The organism is Virgibacillus salexigens, from assembly GCF_014905415.1.
Taxonomy (GTDB): Bacteria; Bacillota; Bacilli; order Bacillales; family Amphibacillaceae; genus Virgibacillus; species Virgibacillus salexigens.
The window spans coordinates 13,388-34,370 of sequence record NZ_BNEO01000011.1 but is presented as its reverse complement, the minus strand read 5'-3'; the positions used below and the strand labels follow the sequence as shown (position 1 = coordinate 34,370).

At 35.4% G+C, this 20,983-nt stretch carries 18 protein-coding genes and 4 pseudogenes; 8 read left to right on the top strand and 14 right to left on the bottom strand.

Annotation, left to right across the window (positions count from 1 at the left end; all coding sequences use genetic code 11):
* Positions 1-45: 45 nt before the first annotated feature.
* Positions 46-606 (bottom strand): CGNR zinc finger domain-containing protein, encoded by a 561-nt coding sequence (locus JKP73_RS21545; RefSeq protein ID WP_200411896.1) that lies wholly within the window; start codon positions 604-606, stop codon positions 46-48.
* A 114-nt stretch (positions 607-720) separates the two neighbouring features.
* Between JKP73_RS21545 and JKP73_RS21540 the strand changes: the two genes are divergently transcribed.
* A complete protein-coding gene (locus JKP73_RS21540) occupies positions 721-1,635 on the top strand; it encodes an arginase family protein (RefSeq protein ID WP_200411895.1) in 915 nt (304 codons plus the stop codon).
* Positions 1,636-1,927: 292 nt separating this feature from the next.
* Here the strand turns inward: JKP73_RS21540 and JKP73_RS21535 are convergent, their stop codons facing one another.
* Both JKP73_RS21535 and JKP73_RS21530 read right to left on the bottom strand, forming a co-directional pair.
* Positions 1,928-2,311, bottom strand: a complete 384-nt coding sequence (locus JKP73_RS21535) for a DoxX family protein (protein ID WP_200411894.1) — start codon at positions 2,309-2,311, stop codon at positions 1,928-1,930.
* A gap of 53 nt (positions 2,312-2,364) precedes the next feature.
* The gene (locus tag JKP73_RS21530) at positions 2,365-3,840 is read right to left on the bottom strand and encodes a DHA2 family efflux MFS transporter permease subunit (protein ID WP_234447164.1); all 1,476 of its coding nucleotides are present in this window, start codon (positions 3,838-3,840) and stop codon (positions 2,365-2,367) included.
* 143 nt (positions 3,841-3,983) lie between these two features.
* Here JKP73_RS21530 and JKP73_RS21525 point away from each other — a divergent pair, with 143 nt between their 5' ends.
* Positions 3,984-4,343 carry a winged helix-turn-helix transcriptional regulator gene (locus JKP73_RS21525; RefSeq protein WP_200411893.1) on the top strand — a complete coding sequence of 120 codons (360 nt, stop codon included), beginning with the start codon at positions 3,984-3,986 and terminating at the stop codon, positions 4,341-4,343.
* 219 nt (positions 4,344-4,562) lie between these two features.
* Here JKP73_RS21525 and JKP73_RS21520 read toward each other — a convergent pair.
* The 6 genes and pseudogenes from JKP73_RS21520 to JKP73_RS21500 all read right to left on the bottom strand — a co-directional run bounded on the left by JKP73_RS21520 (position 4,563) and on the right by JKP73_RS21500 (position 10,140).
* A pseudogene (locus tag JKP73_RS21520) lies at positions 4,563-5,116 on the bottom strand (recombinase family protein).
* Positions 5,117-5,807: 691 nt separating this feature from the next.
* Entirely contained in the window at positions 5,808-6,998 is a 1,191-nt protein-coding gene (locus tag JKP73_RS21515) for a Ger(x)C family spore germination protein (RefSeq protein ID WP_200411892.1), read from the bottom strand.
* 614 nt (positions 6,999-7,612) lie between these two features.
* Positions 7,613-7,753, bottom strand: a complete 141-nt coding sequence (locus tag JKP73_RS23585) for a class I SAM-dependent methyltransferase (protein ID WP_308436521.1) — start codon at positions 7,751-7,753, stop codon at positions 7,613-7,615.
* 75 nt (positions 7,754-7,828) lie between these two features.
* Positions 7,829-8,056 carry a class I SAM-dependent methyltransferase gene (locus JKP73_RS23580; protein WP_308436519.1) on the bottom strand — a complete coding sequence of 76 codons (228 nt, stop codon included), beginning with the start codon at positions 8,054-8,056 and terminating at the stop codon, positions 7,829-7,831.
* Between the two features lie 172 nt (positions 8,057-8,228).
* Complete coding sequence (locus tag JKP73_RS21505) at positions 8,229-8,645, bottom strand: universal stress protein (protein WP_200411891.1); 417 nt, start codon at positions 8,643-8,645, stop codon at positions 8,229-8,231.
* 30 nt (positions 8,646-8,675) lie between these two features.
* Positions 8,676-10,140, bottom strand: a pseudogene (locus JKP73_RS21500) (SulP family inorganic anion transporter).
* 318 nt (positions 10,141-10,458) lie between these two features.
* Between JKP73_RS21500 and JKP73_RS21495 the strand changes: the two are divergent.
* The gene (locus JKP73_RS21495) at positions 10,459-10,641 is read left to right on the top strand and encodes a helix-turn-helix domain-containing protein (RefSeq protein ID WP_200411890.1); all 183 of its coding nucleotides are present in this window, start codon (positions 10,459-10,461) and stop codon (positions 10,639-10,641) included.
* Positions 10,642-10,839: 198 nt separating this feature from the next.
* Here the strand turns inward: JKP73_RS21495 and JKP73_RS21490 are convergent.
* Positions 10,840-12,108 (bottom strand): annotated as a pseudogene (locus JKP73_RS21490) (MFS transporter).
* 265 nt (positions 12,109-12,373) lie between these two features.
* Between JKP73_RS21490 and rnjA the strand changes: the two are divergent.
* Both rnjA and JKP73_RS21480 read left to right on the top strand, forming a co-directional pair.
* Positions 12,374-14,044: a ribonuclease J1 gene (gene rnjA / locus JKP73_RS21485; protein WP_200411889.1), complete on the top strand. Its 1,671-nt coding sequence runs from the start codon at positions 12,374-12,376 to the stop codon at positions 14,042-14,044.
* A gap of 102 nt (positions 14,045-14,146) precedes the next feature.
* The gene (locus tag JKP73_RS21480) at positions 14,147-15,733 is read left to right on the top strand and encodes a peptide chain release factor 3 (protein ID WP_200411888.1); all 1,587 of its coding nucleotides are present in this window, start codon (positions 14,147-14,149) and stop codon (positions 15,731-15,733) included.
* 804 nt (positions 15,734-16,537) lie between these two features.
* Here JKP73_RS21480 and JKP73_RS21475 read toward each other — a convergent pair.
* A complete protein-coding gene (locus JKP73_RS21475; RefSeq protein WP_200411887.1) occupies positions 16,538-16,846 on the bottom strand; it encodes a hypothetical protein in 309 nt (102 codons plus the stop codon).
* Positions 16,847-17,016: 170 nt separating this feature from the next.
* On the opposite strand from JKP73_RS21475, the gene JKP73_RS23740 reads away from it, so the two are divergent.
* Complete coding sequence (locus JKP73_RS23740) at positions 17,017-17,277, top strand: spore coat protein (protein ID WP_438874674.1); 261 nt, start codon at positions 17,017-17,019, stop codon at positions 17,275-17,277.
* 683 nt (positions 17,278-17,960) lie between these two features.
* Here JKP73_RS23740 and JKP73_RS21465 read toward each other — a convergent pair.
* Positions 17,961-18,839: a manganese catalase gene (locus tag JKP73_RS21465; RefSeq protein ID WP_200411886.1), complete on the bottom strand. Its 879-nt coding sequence runs from the start codon at positions 18,837-18,839 to the stop codon at positions 17,961-17,963.
* Between the two features lie 191 nt (positions 18,840-19,030).
* Between JKP73_RS21465 and JKP73_RS21460 the strand changes: the two genes are divergently transcribed.
* Positions 19,031-19,237 (top strand): DUF1657 domain-containing protein, encoded by a 207-nt coding sequence (locus JKP73_RS21460; RefSeq protein WP_200411885.1) that lies wholly within the window; start codon positions 19,031-19,033, stop codon positions 19,235-19,237.
* 255 nt (positions 19,238-19,492) lie between these two features.
* Here JKP73_RS21460 and JKP73_RS23280 read toward each other — a convergent pair.
* Positions 19,493-19,567 (bottom strand): annotated as a pseudogene (locus tag JKP73_RS23280) (YjcZ family sporulation protein); the annotation flags it as partial.
* A gap of 193 nt (positions 19,568-19,760) precedes the next feature.
* Between JKP73_RS23280 and JKP73_RS21450 the strand changes: the two are divergent.
* On the top strand, positions 19,761-20,117 hold the full coding sequence (locus JKP73_RS21450; RefSeq protein WP_200411883.1) for a DUF2512 family protein: 357 nt from the start codon (positions 19,761-19,763) through the stop codon (positions 20,115-20,117).
* A 273-nt stretch (positions 20,118-20,390) separates the two neighbouring features.
* On the opposite strand, the gene JKP73_RS21445 is transcribed toward JKP73_RS21450, so the two are convergent.
* Complete coding sequence (locus JKP73_RS21445; RefSeq protein WP_200411882.1) at positions 20,391-20,831, bottom strand: cell wall hydrolase; 441 nt, start codon at positions 20,829-20,831, stop codon at positions 20,391-20,393.
* Positions 20,832-20,983 lie beyond the last annotated feature (152 nt).

Sequence of the window (20,983 nt, the reverse complement as noted above, 5' to 3'; positions counted from 1 at the left end):
ACCTTATGTAGAATATTTGAAGGACATTTTGTGACCCGTTTCGTCTTATTTGTCTCTTAGCTTATTGGATTCTCGGTGCTTATTTACATGAAAGCGGTTGGAGCACCGTTTACTACAGAAACGTTGGAGCCCATTTTTTGAATGATCCACAAATATTTCCTCACAGGGTGCCGAGACGCATACTTTGAGGCGATCTCTCCCGTATTCAACTAACTCCCTTCCTAATGTAAACGAGCATATTGCCAAGATGCTGTTTTTCAAAGTACTGTCTTTCCTGTTCGATTCCTCATAGAAAAAATCAAAATTGCCGTTTTCTTTTATATACAGTTTTGATTTTATAGGAGAATGTGATTCACACTCGGTTAGGAAATCTACTAAATTCGTATCACTTCCTCTGATGATTAGGTTACGTAAGTTGTCACGATAGGTTCGAATAGCCCTTACATCCTTTAGAGTTGGTAATTCATCGAAGAACAATCCATGTTTTTCTGTCAGGTCGCGTAATTGCACCGTACTATTAAGTCGTTCTGGTTCCTTGTAGTAAGGATCGTAAGTGTTTATCACAGCAAGCGTGAATGATAACCACGATTCATTGTAATACTTCATTTTCGTTTGACCCCTTACATATTATGATATATAGTAATACGTAAAGTTTATTTTAAAGATCACGAATAATCAAGTCGAAGTGGCTGTTCACTAGTCTGAAAGGAGTTGTGTTTCATGAAAAAAAGGATTCAGATCATTCATGCCCCAATCAATCTTGGACTTAGTAAATACCCAGATGGTAGAGAGCGAGGATGCGATAAGTTACCAGATGCTCTTGAGAAGCTAGGCTTTCATTCATCGATTGGGGCAGAAATTACAAGGCTTTCTCGACCTGTAAACCCTAAGAAGGCAATTTATGATGATGGGGCTTTGAACGGAAACCAAATAGCATCTTTTTCAACCGAATTGGCAGATGCAGTGGGAGGGGTATTGAACAACTCCGCATTCCCCATAGTTTTAGGTGGTGACTGCAGTGTGTTGGTTGGGAGCTCATTAGCTTTAGCGCGCAGGGGAAAATATGGACTGATTCATATTGATGCCCATCCAGATTATTACCACAAAGGGAACAGAGATCGAGCAGTTGTAGCTGGCATGGATTTGGCCATTGTTACAGGAAAAGGGACTGATATTCTAACAAATCTGGAAAACCGAAAACCCTATATTCGTAGTGACCATTCCCTTACTTTTGGTTTCCGTGAATCCGACCCGGAGCAGGAGATCATTGAAGAATTAAACCGTGATGGCATTACTAGTTTGAGCTCGGATTATTTGATTCGTGAAGGCAAGAAAAAAACAGCTGCGGCAATAGATGACTTTATTAATCGAAATGAGGTCGATGGCTTTTGGTTACATTTGGATGCCGATGTACTCGATGCAGCTATAATGCCTAGTGTGGACTGTTCGGAAACTAATGGTTTACAGTGGAATGAACTTATTTATATCCTCAAAACTTTATTCATGTCTCACAAATTGGCAGGTATGAATGTGACAATACTGGACCCTGATTTAGATCCTTCCCAAAATGTAACAAAATCCTTCGCAGATATGATGATTGAAGTATTACGTCCAGACAAAGGTGATTCCGTCTAGAATTTTAAATGGGGACGCATATTAGGATAGCGTTAGGAAAATACGTATATACAACTTAAAAACCCTTCAATCCTACAAGCCCAATTTCTCAGTATTATACCAGAAATTGGGCTTAATTCTTTACAATCGAACTCCGTTTGTTTAAGATCGTTCAACCAATCCTTTGTTTTTATAATAACCTCTTATTAAGAGGTATCAAAATTCAATGCAATTCACCACCACATCTATTTTTCACTCGAAATACTACCAAAAATCGCAACAAATGCTTATTTAAAAGCTTATTTCTATTACTTCAGGATGTCATTGTTTCCTTATTTAATTTGTGGTATTTTACAGATTTCCCCACCACTGCGATCCATATAAGAAAGAAAAGTAAAACAACCGGTAGCACCACATTAACAATCTGCCCATTGATAATCGTTGACGTGATAGCTCCGATCATAATCAACGCCAATAAAAATGCTGCGTAACGGGAGGTATGCCGTATCGGTAACGCAAACGCACCGACAATTTCCAGGACGCCTATTGCGATACGAAACCACGCAGGATAACCCAACCTGTCGAATATCTCTACCATTACTTGAACACCCATTAGTTTCAGGGCCCCAGCCAGAATAAATATTAACGCCATCAAAATAAGGCCGACCCAACCGGCGTATTTCCGCCACTTATTCATTTTGTACTTCCTCCTTTGAATTTAGTTTTGTATTAAACCAACGATATGCCGAATCAGTGATCCCCCATACTGCCGACTTCAGACTCTACTTTTTCTTCATCCGGATCCGATATTTGTTTTGGTCTTTGAATAAATAAGGCTAACACAGTTCCTACAATAGCCAGCGACATAATAACTAAAAACGTATTTCCAAAAGCTGAAGACCATGCTTTAAGTTCCCTGTCAACTGAAGCTAAATGGTTTGTTAAATTGCTCATTAATATCGTCGCTGAACCGGCTACAGCAAAAGACGTCATCACCTGTTGCATAGCCCCTGTTAGTGCGGAGACCCTACCTGACAAATGCTTTGGAGCACTTTGCAGCAAATGTGTGTTAATCGGCATCATCGATAAACCTACGCCGGCGCCTAGCATAATCAACGCTATTAAAATCATCCATAGTCCGTCTTCAGAAGTTGTCTGCGAAAAAATCAAAGCAGACACAGCCACCGAGCCCATTCCAGCGATTGCAAGAGGCCGCGCCCCGAATTTATCGAAAAATCGGCTGGCAATCGGAATGACCAATGCGGACGTCAACGCTTCTGCCGACATGGTAAGCCCCGTCTCAAAAGCCGTGTATCCCTTGGCATGCTGTAAAAACTGAGGAATGAGAAAAGAGCTGCCATATAAAGCAAGAAAAGCGACCCATTGAACAAGGATACCTCGCGTAAAATTCATAGATCGGAATACCCGAAGTTCAAGCAGTGGATGTTGACGTCGTAATTGGGAAATCACAAACAGTAACAAAGCAAATCCCCCGACAGACAAGCCTATTAATGTTGTGGGTGACCCCCAATCGCTCCCCCCTTCACTAATGCCATAGCAAAGCGCGGAGAAAACAAGCGGGGCAAGAATAATTCCTAACATATCTAGATTACCAACAGATTGGCGTCCCATCTTGGGTAGCTTTCGAATACCGACCAGTATTGTGACGGCGCCTATCGGAATGTTAATGAGAAATACCCAGTGCCATGTAATGTAATCGACCATCCAACCAGACAACACAGGTCCAAGAGCTGGGGCTAGTAACATGGGTGCGGTGACGATTCCCATAACGGCGCCCGTTTTACCTGGAGGAGCTATCCGATATGTAAAGGCAAATGCAATCGGCAATACCATCCCTCCACCGAGTCCTTGGAGAATTCGGAACAGGATCAATTGCTTGATTGAAGTCGATAACGCACATAATAATGATCCGACTGCGAAGATCCCAATACAAATAAGATAAATGCGCTTTGTACCAAATCGCTCGGTCATCCATCCCGCGATCGGAACAACCGCTGCCTGTGCAAGTGTATAAGCCGTTACAGTCCATTGAACTGTATTGTATGAACTATTAAAATCCGAATTTAAACTCGGAAGCATAACATTCAAGGCCGTTGCGTCCAAAACAACCATGAACATCCCAAAAATAATGACCATTAATAGCCCCATAATCGACTTGATGGGATCATTCTCTGACTCCTTGCCGATTCTAGTCATATTGGACATGATCCTTTCTCTCTTTATAATTGAGGCCGATGCCCCTATTGCTATTATAATGAGAAGGGTGTAGTCTTTAAAGAAGGCAATTTATTTATATATTGTTTCACAATATAAATCTGCTTTATATTTTAAAGTATGGGGGTAATGATATGAAAACATCAGCTGAAGAAAAGAATTGCTGGTTTGCGGTTGGTGATGTATTGCAAATTTTAGGGGGTAAATGGGCGTTTCTCGTACTGGCTGAGTTGTATAAAGGTTCACAGCGTTTCAATCAGTTGCGAAGAAACTTAGATGACATCAATACCAAATCGTTAACAGATACGTTGCGTCATTTGGAAAAGAATGAAATCATCCAACGTCAAGTGTTCCCTACAGTTCCTGTTACAGTGGAATACTCATTAACAGAAAAGGGAGAAGACTTTCAAAGCGTATTGATCGAAATGCGCAATTGGAGACAGAAATGGGAAATAACGCACGATGCGAATCAAGCCAGCCATTCCCCTGAATAGGCTCAAAACCAGATAAGGCCGGTTAACCCGCAAAATTGCTGGCTTACGTAAAATGGAAAATTGCTTACCTCTAACAATGAGAGCCACATTCTTCTATTGGGAATGTGGCTCTTTCTTAACAATCGTGCCCTTATATACAGTATGTTTTTTGACCGTATTTAACGTAAATAACGAAACAAAAACAGCTAATTTCTAACTTTGTTTCCCATGAATAAGTGGTTATCTATTGCTTAAATATCTATAAAACGTTGCTCTACTAATTCCAGTTGCATCCAGGATTTCTTTAATACTGTAGTCCTTACTATCGTACATCTTAAAAGCCATATCCAACTTTGACTGATCCTTTCGTGGTCTTCCTCCTTTTCGCCCCCGAGCCCGAGCGCTTTCTAAGCCCGATCTTGTCCGTTCTGATATAATGTCTCGTTCAAATTGAGCAAGTCCACTAAAGATCGTAAAGACTAACTTTCCCATTGCTGTAGTGGTATCAATATTTTCATTAATAGACAAAAAGTTAATACCCTTATCTTGAAAATCATTAATCAGGTCAACTAAATGTTTTGTACTTCGCCCTATTCGATCCAATTTGTAGACTACAACGGTATCTCCTTCTCGGAGATATTTTAACATCTCTGTAAAGTTTGGTCGGTCTTTTTTTGTACCAGTTATTTTTTCTGAGAATATATTTTCTTCCTTAACACCATAATTTTTCAAAGCATCAAATTGCATATGTAAATTTTGATCTTTTGTACTGCCCTCGCATAACCAAATAACATAAAATGTCATCTCCCATTTTAAAATTTCTCACTCTATGTTATCAAAAACGATAGTCTAGGTACATATTGTTATTTTGATTTTGATACGTCTTTTGAAGTTGAGTTATTGACCAAAATCTAGGATTTTTAAAACTTTAAAACGGTAGAAATTCGTTATCAAAAAACGGTCGTTTTAGGTACTTAATTTAGTACTAGGCTCTAAAATTAATTATAAAGATTAAACCTCCAAACTTGATTGAATAATACAAAAATATTGAAAGAATAGTATGATATGTTTTTTTTAAGAAAAAATCTTTATGCTTATATCTTAGCATTATCCTTCTTATTGTTGGGAATTCTGGGTCCTTTGCTTATGTAAAGATAAATATTCTTACTCTTCTTATTCTCGACGATTGAGAATTATTAAAAAAGATGTAGCTAATTGTATATGGTTGACTACATCTTTTTCTGATTAGCTTATCAATCAATCGGAAGAAAATAAACAAAATTTTAATATCCATATCAAGATTAGGTTTAACCTTTAATTTTGGGTTCTATGTTATAAAAATGGGAGAATAAATTTGCTCCTTTTCCCTTGTTGATTTATTTGACAAAATTACACACCAACTAGTTTAAAAAAGTTCGTTTGCTAAAATTAATAGCAAGGATTGTTTTGTTTGAAAGGGAAATCTTTATGGTAACCAAAATACACTTATTCACTGTCATTTGCTTTATCTTTACGTACCGAACCAACAGATTCAACTTCCGCATTTGTAGATACATTTATGATACTTTGTGAAAAGGAATTTCCCCCTCTGAGCCAATCATCTTTTATCTCATTCCAAAAGTCGTAGTGCCTTTGATAAAGAATGTTATTAATCCCCAATATATCTACTTTTAAATCCTTTTGGGCTTTTTCAATTGTCTTTTCAGCTACTTCTTTAACCCTTTTTTCAGTAGCTTTTTCTACTTTTTGCAAATAAGTTGAATTCAACACGTTTTCTGCCTCCCCAAATCGTTCACCAACCTTCCCTTCCACATTAATTGTTACTTCAATCCTAATATTTTCTTTATTTTTTTCCTTAACTTGGATAGATTGATTAATATTTGATATTTCAATGGTTAGCTTTTGACCATCTACTTCTATTTCAATTACCCCCCCTGCACCCTTTTCCGTTATAAACTCTAGTCCTACTGTTTCTTCTTCTGTAAGAGAATCAATCATTTCATTACTAATCCCCCGAAATACTGCTGCCCCCTTATACTGAAGAAATTTATTATCAGAAATGTGTAGTTCTGGAATAACATAACTTCTTTCACTTAATAAAAACTCCTGAATATCCCCTATGTGGATAGGTTTTAATGACCCGAAGTTTTTATAATTGTTATCCATCAATGATTCCAAATATAAAGAGGGTATTTTTTCGTTTTCAGGTTTTATATTAAAGGCTTGTCTTGCTTCTCCTTCTACGATTACCATTCTCATACTTCGACGCATTTCATGATCACGAAGATGGACGTCCATGATGTCCGCAAATAAACGTGGTTCTTTTACAACATCTTCTGAGACAATAAGCACCTTCATGTGCTGAAAAAATAGGGATTGGCTTGTTAATGAAGACATTTCTCGAGTAATATCAAACAGGCTACCTCCAGTAGCTGAGATATTCATATAAGCTTTTTGATCCCCTTTACTTTCCATTGGTGTTCCTATCCCAGAAGGAACAACTACTTGGTTAGTGAGCATAAGTTCATATGTCCCATCTGATTTCTTATCTACTAAATCTATGGCAGAGCCAACAACAAAGCCTCGATCTTCAATTTCTACACGATCCCAGCATCCTGTTAAGAATAGAAATATAATAAAGATAAAAAGAAGTTCAAAGTAGTGGTATTTCCTCATTTTCTTTAGCTAACTCCTCAGTGATAATTACTATAGCATCTTATATACCAGAAATATACAAGTTACTATCTCACCTTAGAGATTCCCAAAAATGGAAGAAATATAATTATTTAAGCGAAGGAGATGAAAACCGGAAACCGTTATAAAGAATAAATGACTTAAATAGGGTTACGGTTATCGAGTGTGAATCCTTTTTGTACCATTCCTCGGATTTGAAAAGCTATAATCTTCTTTCTATTAGATGGCAAAGCTGCAGATAAGTGGAAAAAGAGGAAGAAGAAAGAGAAAATCGGATATCAATCCATAATTAATTATTGGTAGAATTGGTATCGTCAGAACGATATTCTTATGACCTGAGATTTCAGTTAAGATAATAAGAAGTTTTCTTGTACAAAGAGGAGAATGCATTAATTTTAGTGGTCAAAGCGTACTGACAGTATAGTTTTTGGTTCTTACATTTAGAAGTGCAGTTCTATTTTTTACAAACTGCAATACCAAGTGGGTAAGATTTGTCTGACTTAAAGCTTCCGGGTACGATTAATGCTCCCTTTTGGAAAAAGTAATCAACGGATTTATACTTGAATGCATTGAAAAGATCTCTAAATTCATCAACATTAGTTGATGAACATGAAATGGGACCCACACGGTTTATCTCTTCCCTTGCCAAAAGGAGTAGATAGAACCAATGTTCCCCCTTGGTTTAACAATCTATAAACATTTGATAGAAATTCTTTCTCTTTATGTACATGCTCGATTGTTTCAAAACTAAGAATACAGTCAAATGTACCTAACTAACCTCTCAGGTAAAGAATCATCTGTTACATCTCCTATTACATAACTAGAAAGTGGATGATAATATGTTTTTTTGCATACTCTATAACTTGTTTGTCATTGTCTAAACCAACTATTTTATTTATCTGATTCTTACATAGCTTGGCAATAATGTGACTTCCATAACCACTGCCACAAGCAAAATCAAGCACATTACCATTAGCATGATTGGATGCAAAATGATATCTTGCAATATGCTCGATTAGTAGACCATTTGTAATTTTCATTCTCTCTGGTATTACTCTATTGCCTAAATCATTTATAAAAATTCTTCACCGCTTATTATAATTTTATATAATAATTATACCATTTAATGTTTATATTAACTAAATTATATATGGTTATAATAAATTATGAACTATTAAGAAGTAAAAAAGATATGGAATTAATTCCATATCTTTATTTAACTATAAGAACCGGACATTCCACACGTTTTGCAACCTTATGACTTACACTCCCCAATATAAAGGACTGTAAATCATTCAACCCTCGGCTTCCGATTACTACACAGTCATAAGATCTTTCATTTGCAAACTCAACTATTACTGGCCCTGGATCACCATGAAGGACATTTGTTTTGTAATCCATTGTTGATTTATCTAATAAGTCTATTATTGGTTTTAGTTTTTCTTCTCTTTTCTGTTCGATTTCTAATTTATTTGTTGAATGTAAAACATCTTCCTTTGCAGTTTTTCCATCAACCACATATATGACGTCGATTGCTCCTTCAAATTGTCTAGTAAGCCCTATTGCATATTTAGCGGATCGTATAGAGTGCTCCGACCCATCTACAGCTAATAATATTCGCTTAAACAAACACTTTCACTCCTTATCGTTATAATATACTTAATGGCCAGCAGCATTAGAAATGCTCCCGATGCGGCTTTTCAATTGCTTACTTTCCTCATTCAAACCGATATAATTTAGTTTAATATTATTCTGAGCAAACTTTGCTTCAATTTTATCCAATGCCCCAATGGCGGAGTCGTCCCAAAGGTGGGCTTTTGTTAAGTCTATTTCCACTTCTGTTATAGGTTCCCCAAAATTGAATTTGCCTGGGAGATCACTTACAGATGCAAAGAACAATTGTCCTTCAACACGATAGATCTTTTTCTGCCCATGTAATACTAATTCTTCGCTTACCTTAACTTTAGAAATCTTTGCTGCAAAGAAAATTGCACTTAATAATACTCCAGCTAATACTCCAAGAGCTAGATTGTGTGTTGCTAACACAATTATTACGGTAGTTAGCATTACAGCTGAATCTGTCTTTGGAAGTTTGACAAGATTTTTAATAGAAGACCAATCAAAAGTACTAATAGAAACCATAATCATAACTCCGGCTAAGGCAGCCATTGGAATTTGAACGACAACTTTTCCAAGTATAATGATCATAGACATTAAAACTAAACCTGCTACAAGTGAAGATAACCTACTATTTCCTCCAGATTTCACATTTATAACTGATTGACCGATCATTGCACATCCGGCCATTCCACCGAAGAAACCTGTAACTATGTTGGCAATACCTTGTCCACGACTTTCTTTATTTTTATTACTTTCTGTATCGGTCATATCATCAACTATATTAGTTGTTAATAATGATTCTACTAAGCCAACTATTGCTAGTGAAAAAGAATATGGAAGAATGATCATTAGTGTTTCCAATGTTAACGGAATATCCGGAATTAAAAATACCGGTAGTTGTTGTGTTATTGTTCCCATATCACCTACTGTCCCAACATTTATATTTCCCATAATGACAATCGCCGTAACAACAACAATCGCTACTAAAGTAGATGGAATAGCTTTTGTAAATCGAGGTAATAAATAAATAAATAATGGCCAATGTTAATGCAACAAGTGCATACATCACCCAAGTCTCACCAACAAAATGCTGTAACTGTGAGGTGAAAATCATAATAGCTAATGCATTTACAAATCCTATCATTACAGATCGTGGTACGAATTTCATCATTTTAGCCAATTTAAATACACCAAATAATATTTGAATAATCCCTGTTAGTATAGTCGCAGCTAACAAATACTGTAATCCATGTTCTGCAACTAAATTAACCATGAGTAGTGCCATTGCTCCTGTAGCTCCTGATATCATCCCGGGCCTTCCGCCAACAAAAGCGATTACTACTGCTATAGAGAAGGATGCGTATAAGCCAACCATAGGATCGACACCAGCAATAATAGAAAAAGCAATTGCCTCAGGAATTAAAGCTAAAGCGACAACAATTCCAGATAAAATATCTCCTTTTATATTTCCAAACCAACCTTGCTGTATTTTTAAAGTATTCATCTTTCAGCTCCTCTTTGTTGTTTTATATAATTTATATTAATAGAGTTATAGTTCTTCTTTGCTTACATAACAGAACGAATCATATCACATATAATCTAAACGTCAAAACGCGAGGAAAGCGCGTCCATTTCAGCAATCCTTTAAATTTCTTCGATTTCCTTTAGATAACATAGTGGGTTTTAAAAGATATAAATGAGATATATTTAATATAACTAAATATAATTATATATAATTATATATAATTATTTAAGTCGTTTTTAAAAAGAGGAACTGAATATGGTATGATAGGTTATATGCAAAAAGTTTGGAGGCATTGTAATGACTCATGAAATTATGACCGTTGCACAAGTTGCAGAATATCTTCAATTAAGTGAGATGACAACATATAAATTAGTTCAAGAAGGAAAGATCCCCGGCTTTAAAATCGGGAGACATTGGAGAGTAAAAAAGGAAGACTTGAATGAGTTTATCGAAAGATTGAAAAATGGGGAACGACTTTAATATACAAAGGACCCTAAAGACCTTAATTGATCTTTAGGGGCTTTTATTTTTCATTCAACCTTCATATGCAGATGTTTATTTCTAATAAAGATCAAGATATTTATTTAATAAGTAAATAAAGTATATTTCAAATGAGTGATTAGGATACTAATACTTCTATTCATCTAGCATCTGTATATAATAGGTTAGGTTGTGCATTCAGATATTAGCTAATTGAGATTTCTCTGGTTTTTTGGCAATTAAAGCACAGAATACCCCAAGGGGAATAGTAAGGTAGCTAACAATACAGGGGTGTAGCTATGGAAGATATCAAAGCCTACGCCAAAAGGTAAAGGTCCAAAGGCAGAACCCAATACCCCCATTGTTACACCTATCCCATTGATACTACCAATATATTTACGTCCAAAGTAATTTGGCCAAATGACATTTAATCCAATTCTTTCTAATCCATTGGCTATGCCCCATAAGATACCAAATGCAAAAGCCATATAGATATTCGTCGTTATTAACAACATCAACAGCAATATAAATTCAATTAAAAAGATAACTAATAATAAATAATTGGTTTTTACTTTTTCTGTTACATATCCAGAAATAAGGGACATAGGTATACCAACGACTGCCATTAAACTTAACACGATTGCTGCAGCTTCTGCAGATAAGTTATTGGTATCAAATATGGAAATAATATGAAAGGTAATACCAGTATTAACCATTGCTGGAATCCCAACACAAATGAGAATTGCCCAAAAAGCTTTTGTTTTCATTGCTTCTTTTAATGTCCAATCTTCCGTAGCTTCCATAATTGGTGTGCCCATTACTTGTTGTGCTTGGTTTCCGACGTCTCCGTTTATTCCATCTGGTAATAGCCCGACTTCCTCCGGTTTATTACGAACTCCAATAAGAGCAATGGGAACAAAAATGAATAGAAGTAGTACACCCCAAAATCTCCAAGCAAATTGCCAGTTCCATGTATCAATTAGCCATGTATTAACAATCGGGAAAATCATAGCACTTGCAAAGCTACCTAATGTCATAATACTAAATGCAATTCCCCTCTTTTTAATAAACCATTGCGCAACTAACGTATTAGGAATTAGCGACATACTCCCTTGGCCCAATAACCGAATAAGAAAAAAACCAATTGCGAGCATCCATACTAGAAACAATACTGTTAAAAAAGCAAGCGATACTAAATAGCGTGCCAACGGTAACCATCATCGCCCGTTGCCCAAACTTATCTATAAATCTTCCTATTACCATCATTGCCAAGCCTGCTATTAAGGTAGCTATTGAATATAAGCCAGACACCTGTGACCTTGACCATCCAAAATCATTGATGTATTCATCAATAAATGCAGAATTGGAATACGTCTGTCCAGGACCTGAAAAAAATACTCCCAATCCAGCAATAAAGACAATTACCCAACCATAAAAAAATGTTTGAAAAAATCTTGATTTCTTCATATACATGCACCACCTAGTTGATTTTTTATCTTATGTTATAAGTGAGTTCACCTTATGACGTTTAAATAAGAGTGGGGTTATATTTAAAATGTATGCATACAAAAATGTATCACTAATTTTGAAATTAGCAAATTATATATGATTGAATAAGATCATTTATAATGATATAAAATTATAATCAGTGATATTCAGTTATAATCATTTCTTTCTTCATTTATGTTAAAATTGTACATACAAGACGAAAGAGTGGAATCGAGGGTACATAATGAAGGAAGTTTATAATAAAAAAAACATAGCTATTTTTGCTTTAGGTGGATTAGATGAAATCGGAAAAAATATGTATGTTATACAATATCAGGATGAACTGATTATCATCGATGCAGGCATTAAGTTCCCTGGCGATGATCTGTTTGGAATAGATTATGTTATTCCAGATTTCACCTACCTTATTGATAATAAAGAGAAAATAAGGGGACTATTCATTACACACGGTCATGAAGATCATATTGGTGGGATCCCTTATTTATTAAAGGAATTAAGCATTCCGATTTATGCTGGAAGGCTTGCAACAGCATTCATTAAGGAAAAACTTAAGGAACACAATATAGTAAATCAGACAACACTCCATGAAATAACAGAAGATGATCAAGTATACTTTGACCAATTAAATATTCGGTTTTTCAGAACAAACCATAGTATTCCTGACTCGTTTGGGATTGTAATTAACACACCATATGGAAATATTGTTCATACTGGTGATTTTAAATTTGACTTAACCTCAATTGGTCCTTCTGCAAACAAAGCAAAGATTGCAAGCATAGGCAATGAAGGTGTCCTATGTTTACTGTCGGATAGTACAAACAGTGAAATTCCTGGGTTTTCTTTGTCTGAAAAGGTCATAGGTGAGACAATACATGAAATTTTTGAACAATTATCTGGGAGAGTAATCTTTGCCACATTTGCATCCAATATCTACCGAATTGGTCAAGCTATTGAAGCTTCACTAAAAGCAAACAGAAAGATTGTTATATTAGGTAGGAGTCTAGAGAGAGCAGTAAGAATTGCTAAGGAACTAAAGTATATACATATTCCTGATGATGAAATTATTCGTCCATCAATGATCAACTATTATCATGATCATCAAGTATCTGTGATATGTACAGGGAGCCAAGGAGAGCCATTTGCTGCATTATCAAGAATTGCAAATGGAAGTCACCGCCACATTACAATCCATGCTAACGATACAGTTATTTTTTCATCAAGCCCTATTCCTGGGAATGCCATTAGCATCAATAAGATTATAGATCAACTTAATCGTAGAGGGGCTGATGTGATACACCATAAGATCAAAGCTATTCATACTTCTGGTCACGGTGCCCAAGAAGAACTAAAATTAATGATTCGGCTACTAAAACCAATGTTTTTTGTCCCTATCCACGGGGAATATCGGATGTTAAAAAAACATACACAATTAGCAAGTGAATGTGATATACCTTACGACCGATCTTTTATTCTTGATAACGGATACGTACTAGAAGTGAATAGAACGTTAGCTCAAGTCACAACTTCTGTCCCAGCTAGTCCAGTCTATATAGATGGTGAAGGAATTGGTGATATTGGAACGGTTGTTTTACGAGACAGGCGCATACTTTCTGAAGCAGGGATACTATTAATAACGACTTGTATCGATGTTGAAAAATCACATGTTGTTTCTGGGCCTGAAATGATAACGCGTGGTTTCGTTTACGTAAAAGGTTCGCAGCAAATAATAGAACAGGTATGCCAACGTGCAAAATTCACCATTCAAAACACGATTCAAGAAGATGGAATACAATTAAAAAGTTTAAAAAGGAAAATCGTGAAAAATGTCCAGTCATACTTATATAAAGAAATCAAAAGAAGACCATTAATCATACCAATTATTATTAAAGTATAGATTTCTCGCATTATGCTTAGTTAATTGTTAAAGGGATAGAAATGTATATCCCCCTTATTGACCGAAATATACTTCTAAAATAAAAAATAGAAAGGGATTCTTATGAGTTTACATGATGAAGTTAATAGGCGAAAAACATTTGCCATTATATCCCATCCTGACGCCGGAAAGACCACCTTAACTGAACGATTACTTCTATTTGGCAATCAAATTCGTTCGGCTGGAACAGTAAAAGGGAAGAAATCTGGAAAATTCGCTACTTCCGATTGGATGGAAATAGAAAAACAACGAGGAATTTCAGTGACATCAAGCGTTATGAATTTTCCGTATCAAGGACATCAAATTAATATTTTAGATACCCCAGGACATGAGGACTTTAGCGAAGATACGTATCGAACATTGACTGCAGTAGATAGTGTAGTAATGGTAATTGACTCCACCAAAGGAATTGAAGCACAGACGCTTAAATTATTTAAGGTATGTCGAATGAGGGGTATTCCGATATTTACTTTTATTAATAAAATGGACCGTGAAGGAAAAGAACCTCTTGAATTACTAGCAGAAATTGAAGAGGTATTGGGATTAGAAACATACCCAATGAATTGGCCAGCAGGTGCAGGCAAGCGATTCCTTGGGATTTTTGATCGTCATGGTAAGAAGTTTATTAAATACAGTGGTAATGAAGATGAGACTTCCATTCCTTACGAACAATTGTATAATCAGGAAAATCAAGATTTAAAATGCCAGCCAACCTTTAAGACGGCAAAGGATGAATTAGCTTTATTAGATGAAGCTGGAGAGAGTTTCTCGATAGAGACCGTTTTAGAGGGAAATCAGACACCTGTTTTTTTCGGGAGCGCGCTTGCCCCATTTGGCGTAAAGACTTTCTTTGATTCCTTCACTTCGATGGCACCTTCACCGAAACCGCGAAAGTCAAATGAAGGACTAATTCAACCTGATAATCCTGAGTTCTCTGGGTTTATCTTTAAGATTCAAGCAAATATGAATCCAGCACATAGAGACCGAATAGCCTTTTTACGTGTTTGTTCGGGAAGATTTGAAAGAGGTATGAATGTGACATTAGCTAGAACAAATAAAGAAATTAAGCTTTCGCAATCGCAACAATTTGTTGCTTCTTCAAGAGGCACAGTACAAGAAGCTTTTGCTGGTGATATCATAGGTATCTATGATCCTAATGCCTATAGAATTGGTGATACATTAATCAAAGGGAAAAGCCAATTTGAGTTTGATGAATTACCGCAATTTCCACCAGAGCTTTTTAAAAAAGTAACGATAAAAAATGTGATGAAATCGAAACAGTTTAAAAAAGGAATTGAACAACTTGTTCAAGAAGGTGCTATTCAATTATATAAAAGCCACCAGAATGAAGCAAATATATTAGGTGCAGTTGGTGAACTGCAGTATGATGTTTTTAAATATAGAATGAAAAATGAGTACAATACGGAAGTAATATTAGAATCGATGGGGGAACGAATTCCTCGTAAATTAAAAGAAGAGCAAGTAGATAAGTCACTTTTTGATGAAAGAAATTTACTTGTTACGGACCGCGAAGGAGATTATATTGTTTTATTCAAAAATGATTTCTCACTAAATTGGTTTAAAGAGAAGTATCCTGAAATTGAATTAATTGATTTATTTGAGGTCAATGACTATAAACAAAAATCATAAATAAACGCGTTGTTAATATTTCTACGAAAGATAGACAAAGTAAAAGGCAATTTAAGGCGCTACAAATAAACTTCAAATATATTTTGAAGTTTATTTGACATTTGTTGATCTATAAGACTGCCTTTATGCATGCACCCAAAGTAATTGTTGGTTTATGGGCTATAAGGAGGAAAAAATCGCCTATATTTTGCAAAAAAATTAGATGGGAAAAAGTACTCCATTCGCTAACACTTTGGCTAGTTCAATACCTTCACGTATAATCCCCTCTTGGGCTACTTAACATAGAGGGGATTTGGACAAGTGGGAACTATTAAATGTCACAGTATTTATTATAGCTCAATAAAATTTAAATATACTTTAATTATGTATGCTCTCCACAAAGGGAGAGCAATAGGTGTTTATTTAACGGAGAAAGCAATATAAAGAATACTCGTTAATGTATGATATATATAAGTGTGCATACTAGATGTAAAATTAAGCCCTCTCTTGGACCGAGAGGGATAGGGATAAGAATTACAATGTTCTAGAAAAGAATAATGAAATAATCATTTCAATATTAATTATATGTTATTGTCATTTTATTGGTGATCTATATTGTCTAAATTGAGCAAATGGCCCTTCAATAAGAAGGGGTAGTATGAGTAGCTCAATTGAAATATCATCATTCTACATATTTATGTTTAGCTATCTATACTGTAAATAGCGATTGCCTATAAATTGATAACCTTAATTTAATTTTTTTGCATTATATGGATAGCAGTAGCACATAATACAAACGGAATTTAAATTTTAAGGAGGAAATAGCTATGCCACAACAACAAGCCCAACAATCACTTCAACAAATTGCTCAAATTGCTCAACAATTAGAGCAACAAGAGCAGCAGAATGCTCAGCAACTTCAACAAGGACAATAACAGCAAGGTACACAGCAGTCAATGGCGCAACGTGAAACAAACGCGGCTCAACAATTGCAACAAATTCAACAACTTGTACAACAGTGTCAACAGCAAATGAATCAATAGTGAAGTGTTCCCTATAAAATACCCTATCATTTGATAGGGTATTTTTTATTTTTGTATAGTTAAGTACCCAATTTCCCCTTAAATCATACAATAGCTGTGAATATGAAAAAAAAGGGATATGTGTTATGCCTCACTATCTACAAACACTTGCAATTCATGAATTAGTTGCATTTCTAATCAATTGGTTTAATTTAAAAAAAGGAGGGGATCAATGATAATAAGCTAAATAATATTTATCTTCAGACCATCGAGGAGTTAGAAATGAATTTAAGGGAACTTTTAAAATTTTATCCGTATTCACCTCTTCCAGGAGAATCAAGTGAATATCGAATAGATGATAGTTTCTTGGCAGGGGATTTGTTAGGCCTTGCAAAAGCAGCTGTTCGAAACTACGGGGTTGCCATTACAGAAACGGCTACACCTACACTAAGGAAAGTTTTTAAGAGGCAATTAAATAAAACGGTAAGCTGTCATGACGTATTTTCGAATACATGTATAATAATGGCCTTTCTTACGATTTAAATAAACTTCTACAAAACGATATGAAGCTTGCCCGAAAGGCTTTGTCAATGTAGAACTATATATTGGATTTTTTATGCATTAAAAAGTTCTCACTCACTGGAGGTTTTTCGTGTATTACCAATGGAAGGAAATTTCCCCTCTTCAAAGGAAGAGGGGGATGTTTGGGTGAAAATAAAATGAAGTATAATCGTAATATATAGTACTATATTGCAACAGCCTTTGCCTAAGGACGAATTATATTATTAATTTTTTTCTGGTAACCAATTTACGCTTTTTAGGTAACAAATTTTTTTGCATAAATTTATTCTGAACATCTTTATAATATCTATCACGGATTCCTTGTCTCTCTTTATCTTTACAAAATCCTTATAACACATAAACCCTTACCCAAAATTTTTCCTCATAATAACCTTTAAAAATAATGTACAAGTTATTATTGTTGGTATCGGATTCACACCAATCCATAGGAGTTTTGCGTTATGCTATCAAGTTTAAGTAAGGGAGTTATTTTTTTATATATTATTTATTGCATAGAAATATCAACAAAACCTTTCTCTTGAAGTTGATCTGCAATCGCACAAAGATCGTCCACCAAAACGTTTAGATTAAAAAGAAAACCACTAATACTTCTCTATCTAATAAAAATGCAACTAAAAAACCCACATAATTGCGGGTTTTTTAGTTTAACTATTCATATCCTGTTCCTCATAGGCAGAAGATTCGATTTGTGGAGGAGTAGGCTTACTTGGATCGGGACTATTATGAATATAAGCTGGCGCTTGGGATAGCTGTGGTACTTGTCCCATCGCTTTGGGTTCTGCAATATATTCAAAATTACCTTGTTTGTCCATTGTCTTACCACTTGCCCATCTTCCTTGTGCACTATCTTCCCCGTTTGAGAAATTCATAAATGAATAAGATACTTCTTGTTTTTCCAAACTTTGTGGAAATGTACTTGGAACAATTGCTTTCTGGTTTTGTTCTAGCTCTTCAATTGCTGCCATCCACTGATTTTGGTGCATTGTATCTCTTGCTATTAAGAAGGATAACATATCCCTTACTCCTGGATCCGTCGTTGACTCATAAAGTCGTACAACTTGTAGACGGCCCTGAGATTCAGCATTTAAATTCGCTCTAAAATCAGCCAACAAGTTTCCACTGGAAATTGTATATCTCGAATTCCATGGATATCCTGCACTATCGGTTGGAGTTGCCCCTAATCCTGAAACAATAACATGTTGCGGATTCATTCCACCAAGAACTGCCTCAACTGCGGGGTTTTTTGCTGCCTCATCTTGATCCCTAGCTGGAGCCCCATCTAATAATTGAGCGATCATCGTAGAGATCATTTCAACATGTGCTATTTCTTCTGTTCCAATATCCAATATCATATCCTTATATTTTTGCTCTGCTCGACAGTTCCATCCTTGAAAAAGGTACTGCATCATTACTGTTATTTCACCAAATTGACCTCCGAGGATTTCCTGAAGCTTTTTGGCGTAAACGGGGTCTGGCTTGCTTGGTTTGGCATTATATTGTAACTCTTTTATATGTCTAAACATAAAAAGTCCTCCTTTTACTTGCATCAAAATTATTCTTTTTATACTCCTTTGTAGCTTCTCTCCTAATAGCTAATTTATGTATAGGGTATACCGACAATTAAACCTGCAACGGGTTTAAATTGGAAATATTAAAAAGGGTGTTTTCTGCCATACTATAGTTGCGTTGAATTCTAAGTAAAAGGAGGGATCTTGTGACTGTAGTAAGTGATGTTAAACAAACTTTAGCAGGACTAAAAAGTGCACAAGCTAGTTTCGAGACTTTTGCACTGGGTACTGAAAACCAACAGGCAAAACAACTTTATCAAGATGCTGCTGAAAAAACACAAGCAATTGTTGATAGCATTTCTCCAAGGGTTCAACAAATTGAGCAAGAAGAGCCACAGTATAAACAACAATAACTCACGTAGAGCCAAAAGGATGACCTAACCATTTTGGCTCTACTGTATAAAGCGTAAGAAAAGAAAGAAGGTTAACAGGAAAAGGTCCATAAATAGGGAAGTTATTCTATAAACACTTTTATGATGATTATTAATTAGTTAAAGTAAAAGAACAGACGGAAGACGTCTGTCCCTACAGTTTGCTTACTACCAGAATCCTCCGCCATAGCCACCGCTATAGCCGCCACCATATCCTGCTCCACCAGCAAAACCACCAGCACCTACAATAATTAATAAGATAAATAAAACAACAACCAGAGCAAAACCTGAACCGTATCCTCCAGCGCTCATTAAAAACACCACCTTTAATTATATATAATACTTTATGAAAACTGAGTTAGTATGATTGGACTTTTACGAGTTGATTTCACTTTTGCTAACTCTTATATTGGTGGAAATATTATGTTTTTAAAGTTGTTGTCTTAGTTTGTTTAGACATAAATTCGAATTAGTTGTGCAAGCTATATAAAAGGGAGGTAATTTTATGATTGCTTTAATAATTAAATTAATTGTATGCCCAACAATGGTAGTGTTTTCAGATTTAATTTTCCCTAATGTTAACTATTCTGCTTTCCATCAACCAATTATTGTAGGTATCACACTTGCTGTAATAGGCCATGCTATGGAAGCTTTATTATTAACTAAAAATACATTTTGGCTCAGTCTTGTTTTAGACTTTATTGCAGCTATACTTATTGTTTACTTTGTTTCACTTTTCTTCCAAAACACCATTGTTACATTTTTTGGCGCTTTTCTTACTGCACTTGTCTTAGGAGTAACTGAAATCGTACATCATAGATGGCTGCTACAAAGTGATAGAATCCAAAAATCTCCTGCGTAGATCTTCCTTATAAGGGGAGCGCAAACCTTAATAAGTACTGCACACTCTTTCAGGATAGGTTAAGTAAGATAATAAAATAGGGACTAACTATAACTAAGTAGTTCCGAAAACGTGGAAAAAACCCAAAATTATAACATGGAAATTAAAAACAAAAATATCCATGTAAACTGCACACAAAAAAGCTTGAGGTAAAAAACCCAAGCTTTTTGATTTGTATAGCTTATTAATGACACGTTAGTTGAAGAACAGGCAACAACTGTCGACAAGCTTTCTTTAATACCTATAAGCACTTTCGCATGTATTAGCCTGTGGCTCATAATAACAATGTTGTTTATATTGTCCTGCAAATGGTTGATTATACCATGAAGGTGGGCACGAACCGTACGGATTAAAATACCAAAGAGCATACTTAGAAGGATGTTGCCTCCAATACTTTACTACTTGTCGTGCCAATCTTCTCTCTATATCTCTAGCTGGACTATAAAATAAACTACCTTTTTGTACTGCTTCGAAAGAGTAATTTCCACCTTGAACATGAAAAATTACATCCCGAATGGTTCTTAAATCCTTAAAATCTAAACAATCAACTACTGCTCGATTTACAATAACGTTCCCAACCATCAGCATCCCTAGTCGCCCTTCACCCACAGCCTCTGCTCGCATCATCCGTGCAATTAAATCAATGTCACTATCTCTATATTTTACTCTCGTCACTTTTCATCACCTCTACCAAGATTTGTATTAAAAACAGCCTGCAAAAATGTCAAGTAGTTACATTACATCTTTAAAGCTAAATCTCATTACGTAGTAATATCCAATATAATATATATCTGTGTAGTAACAGAGATTATTATTAGTAAACGGAT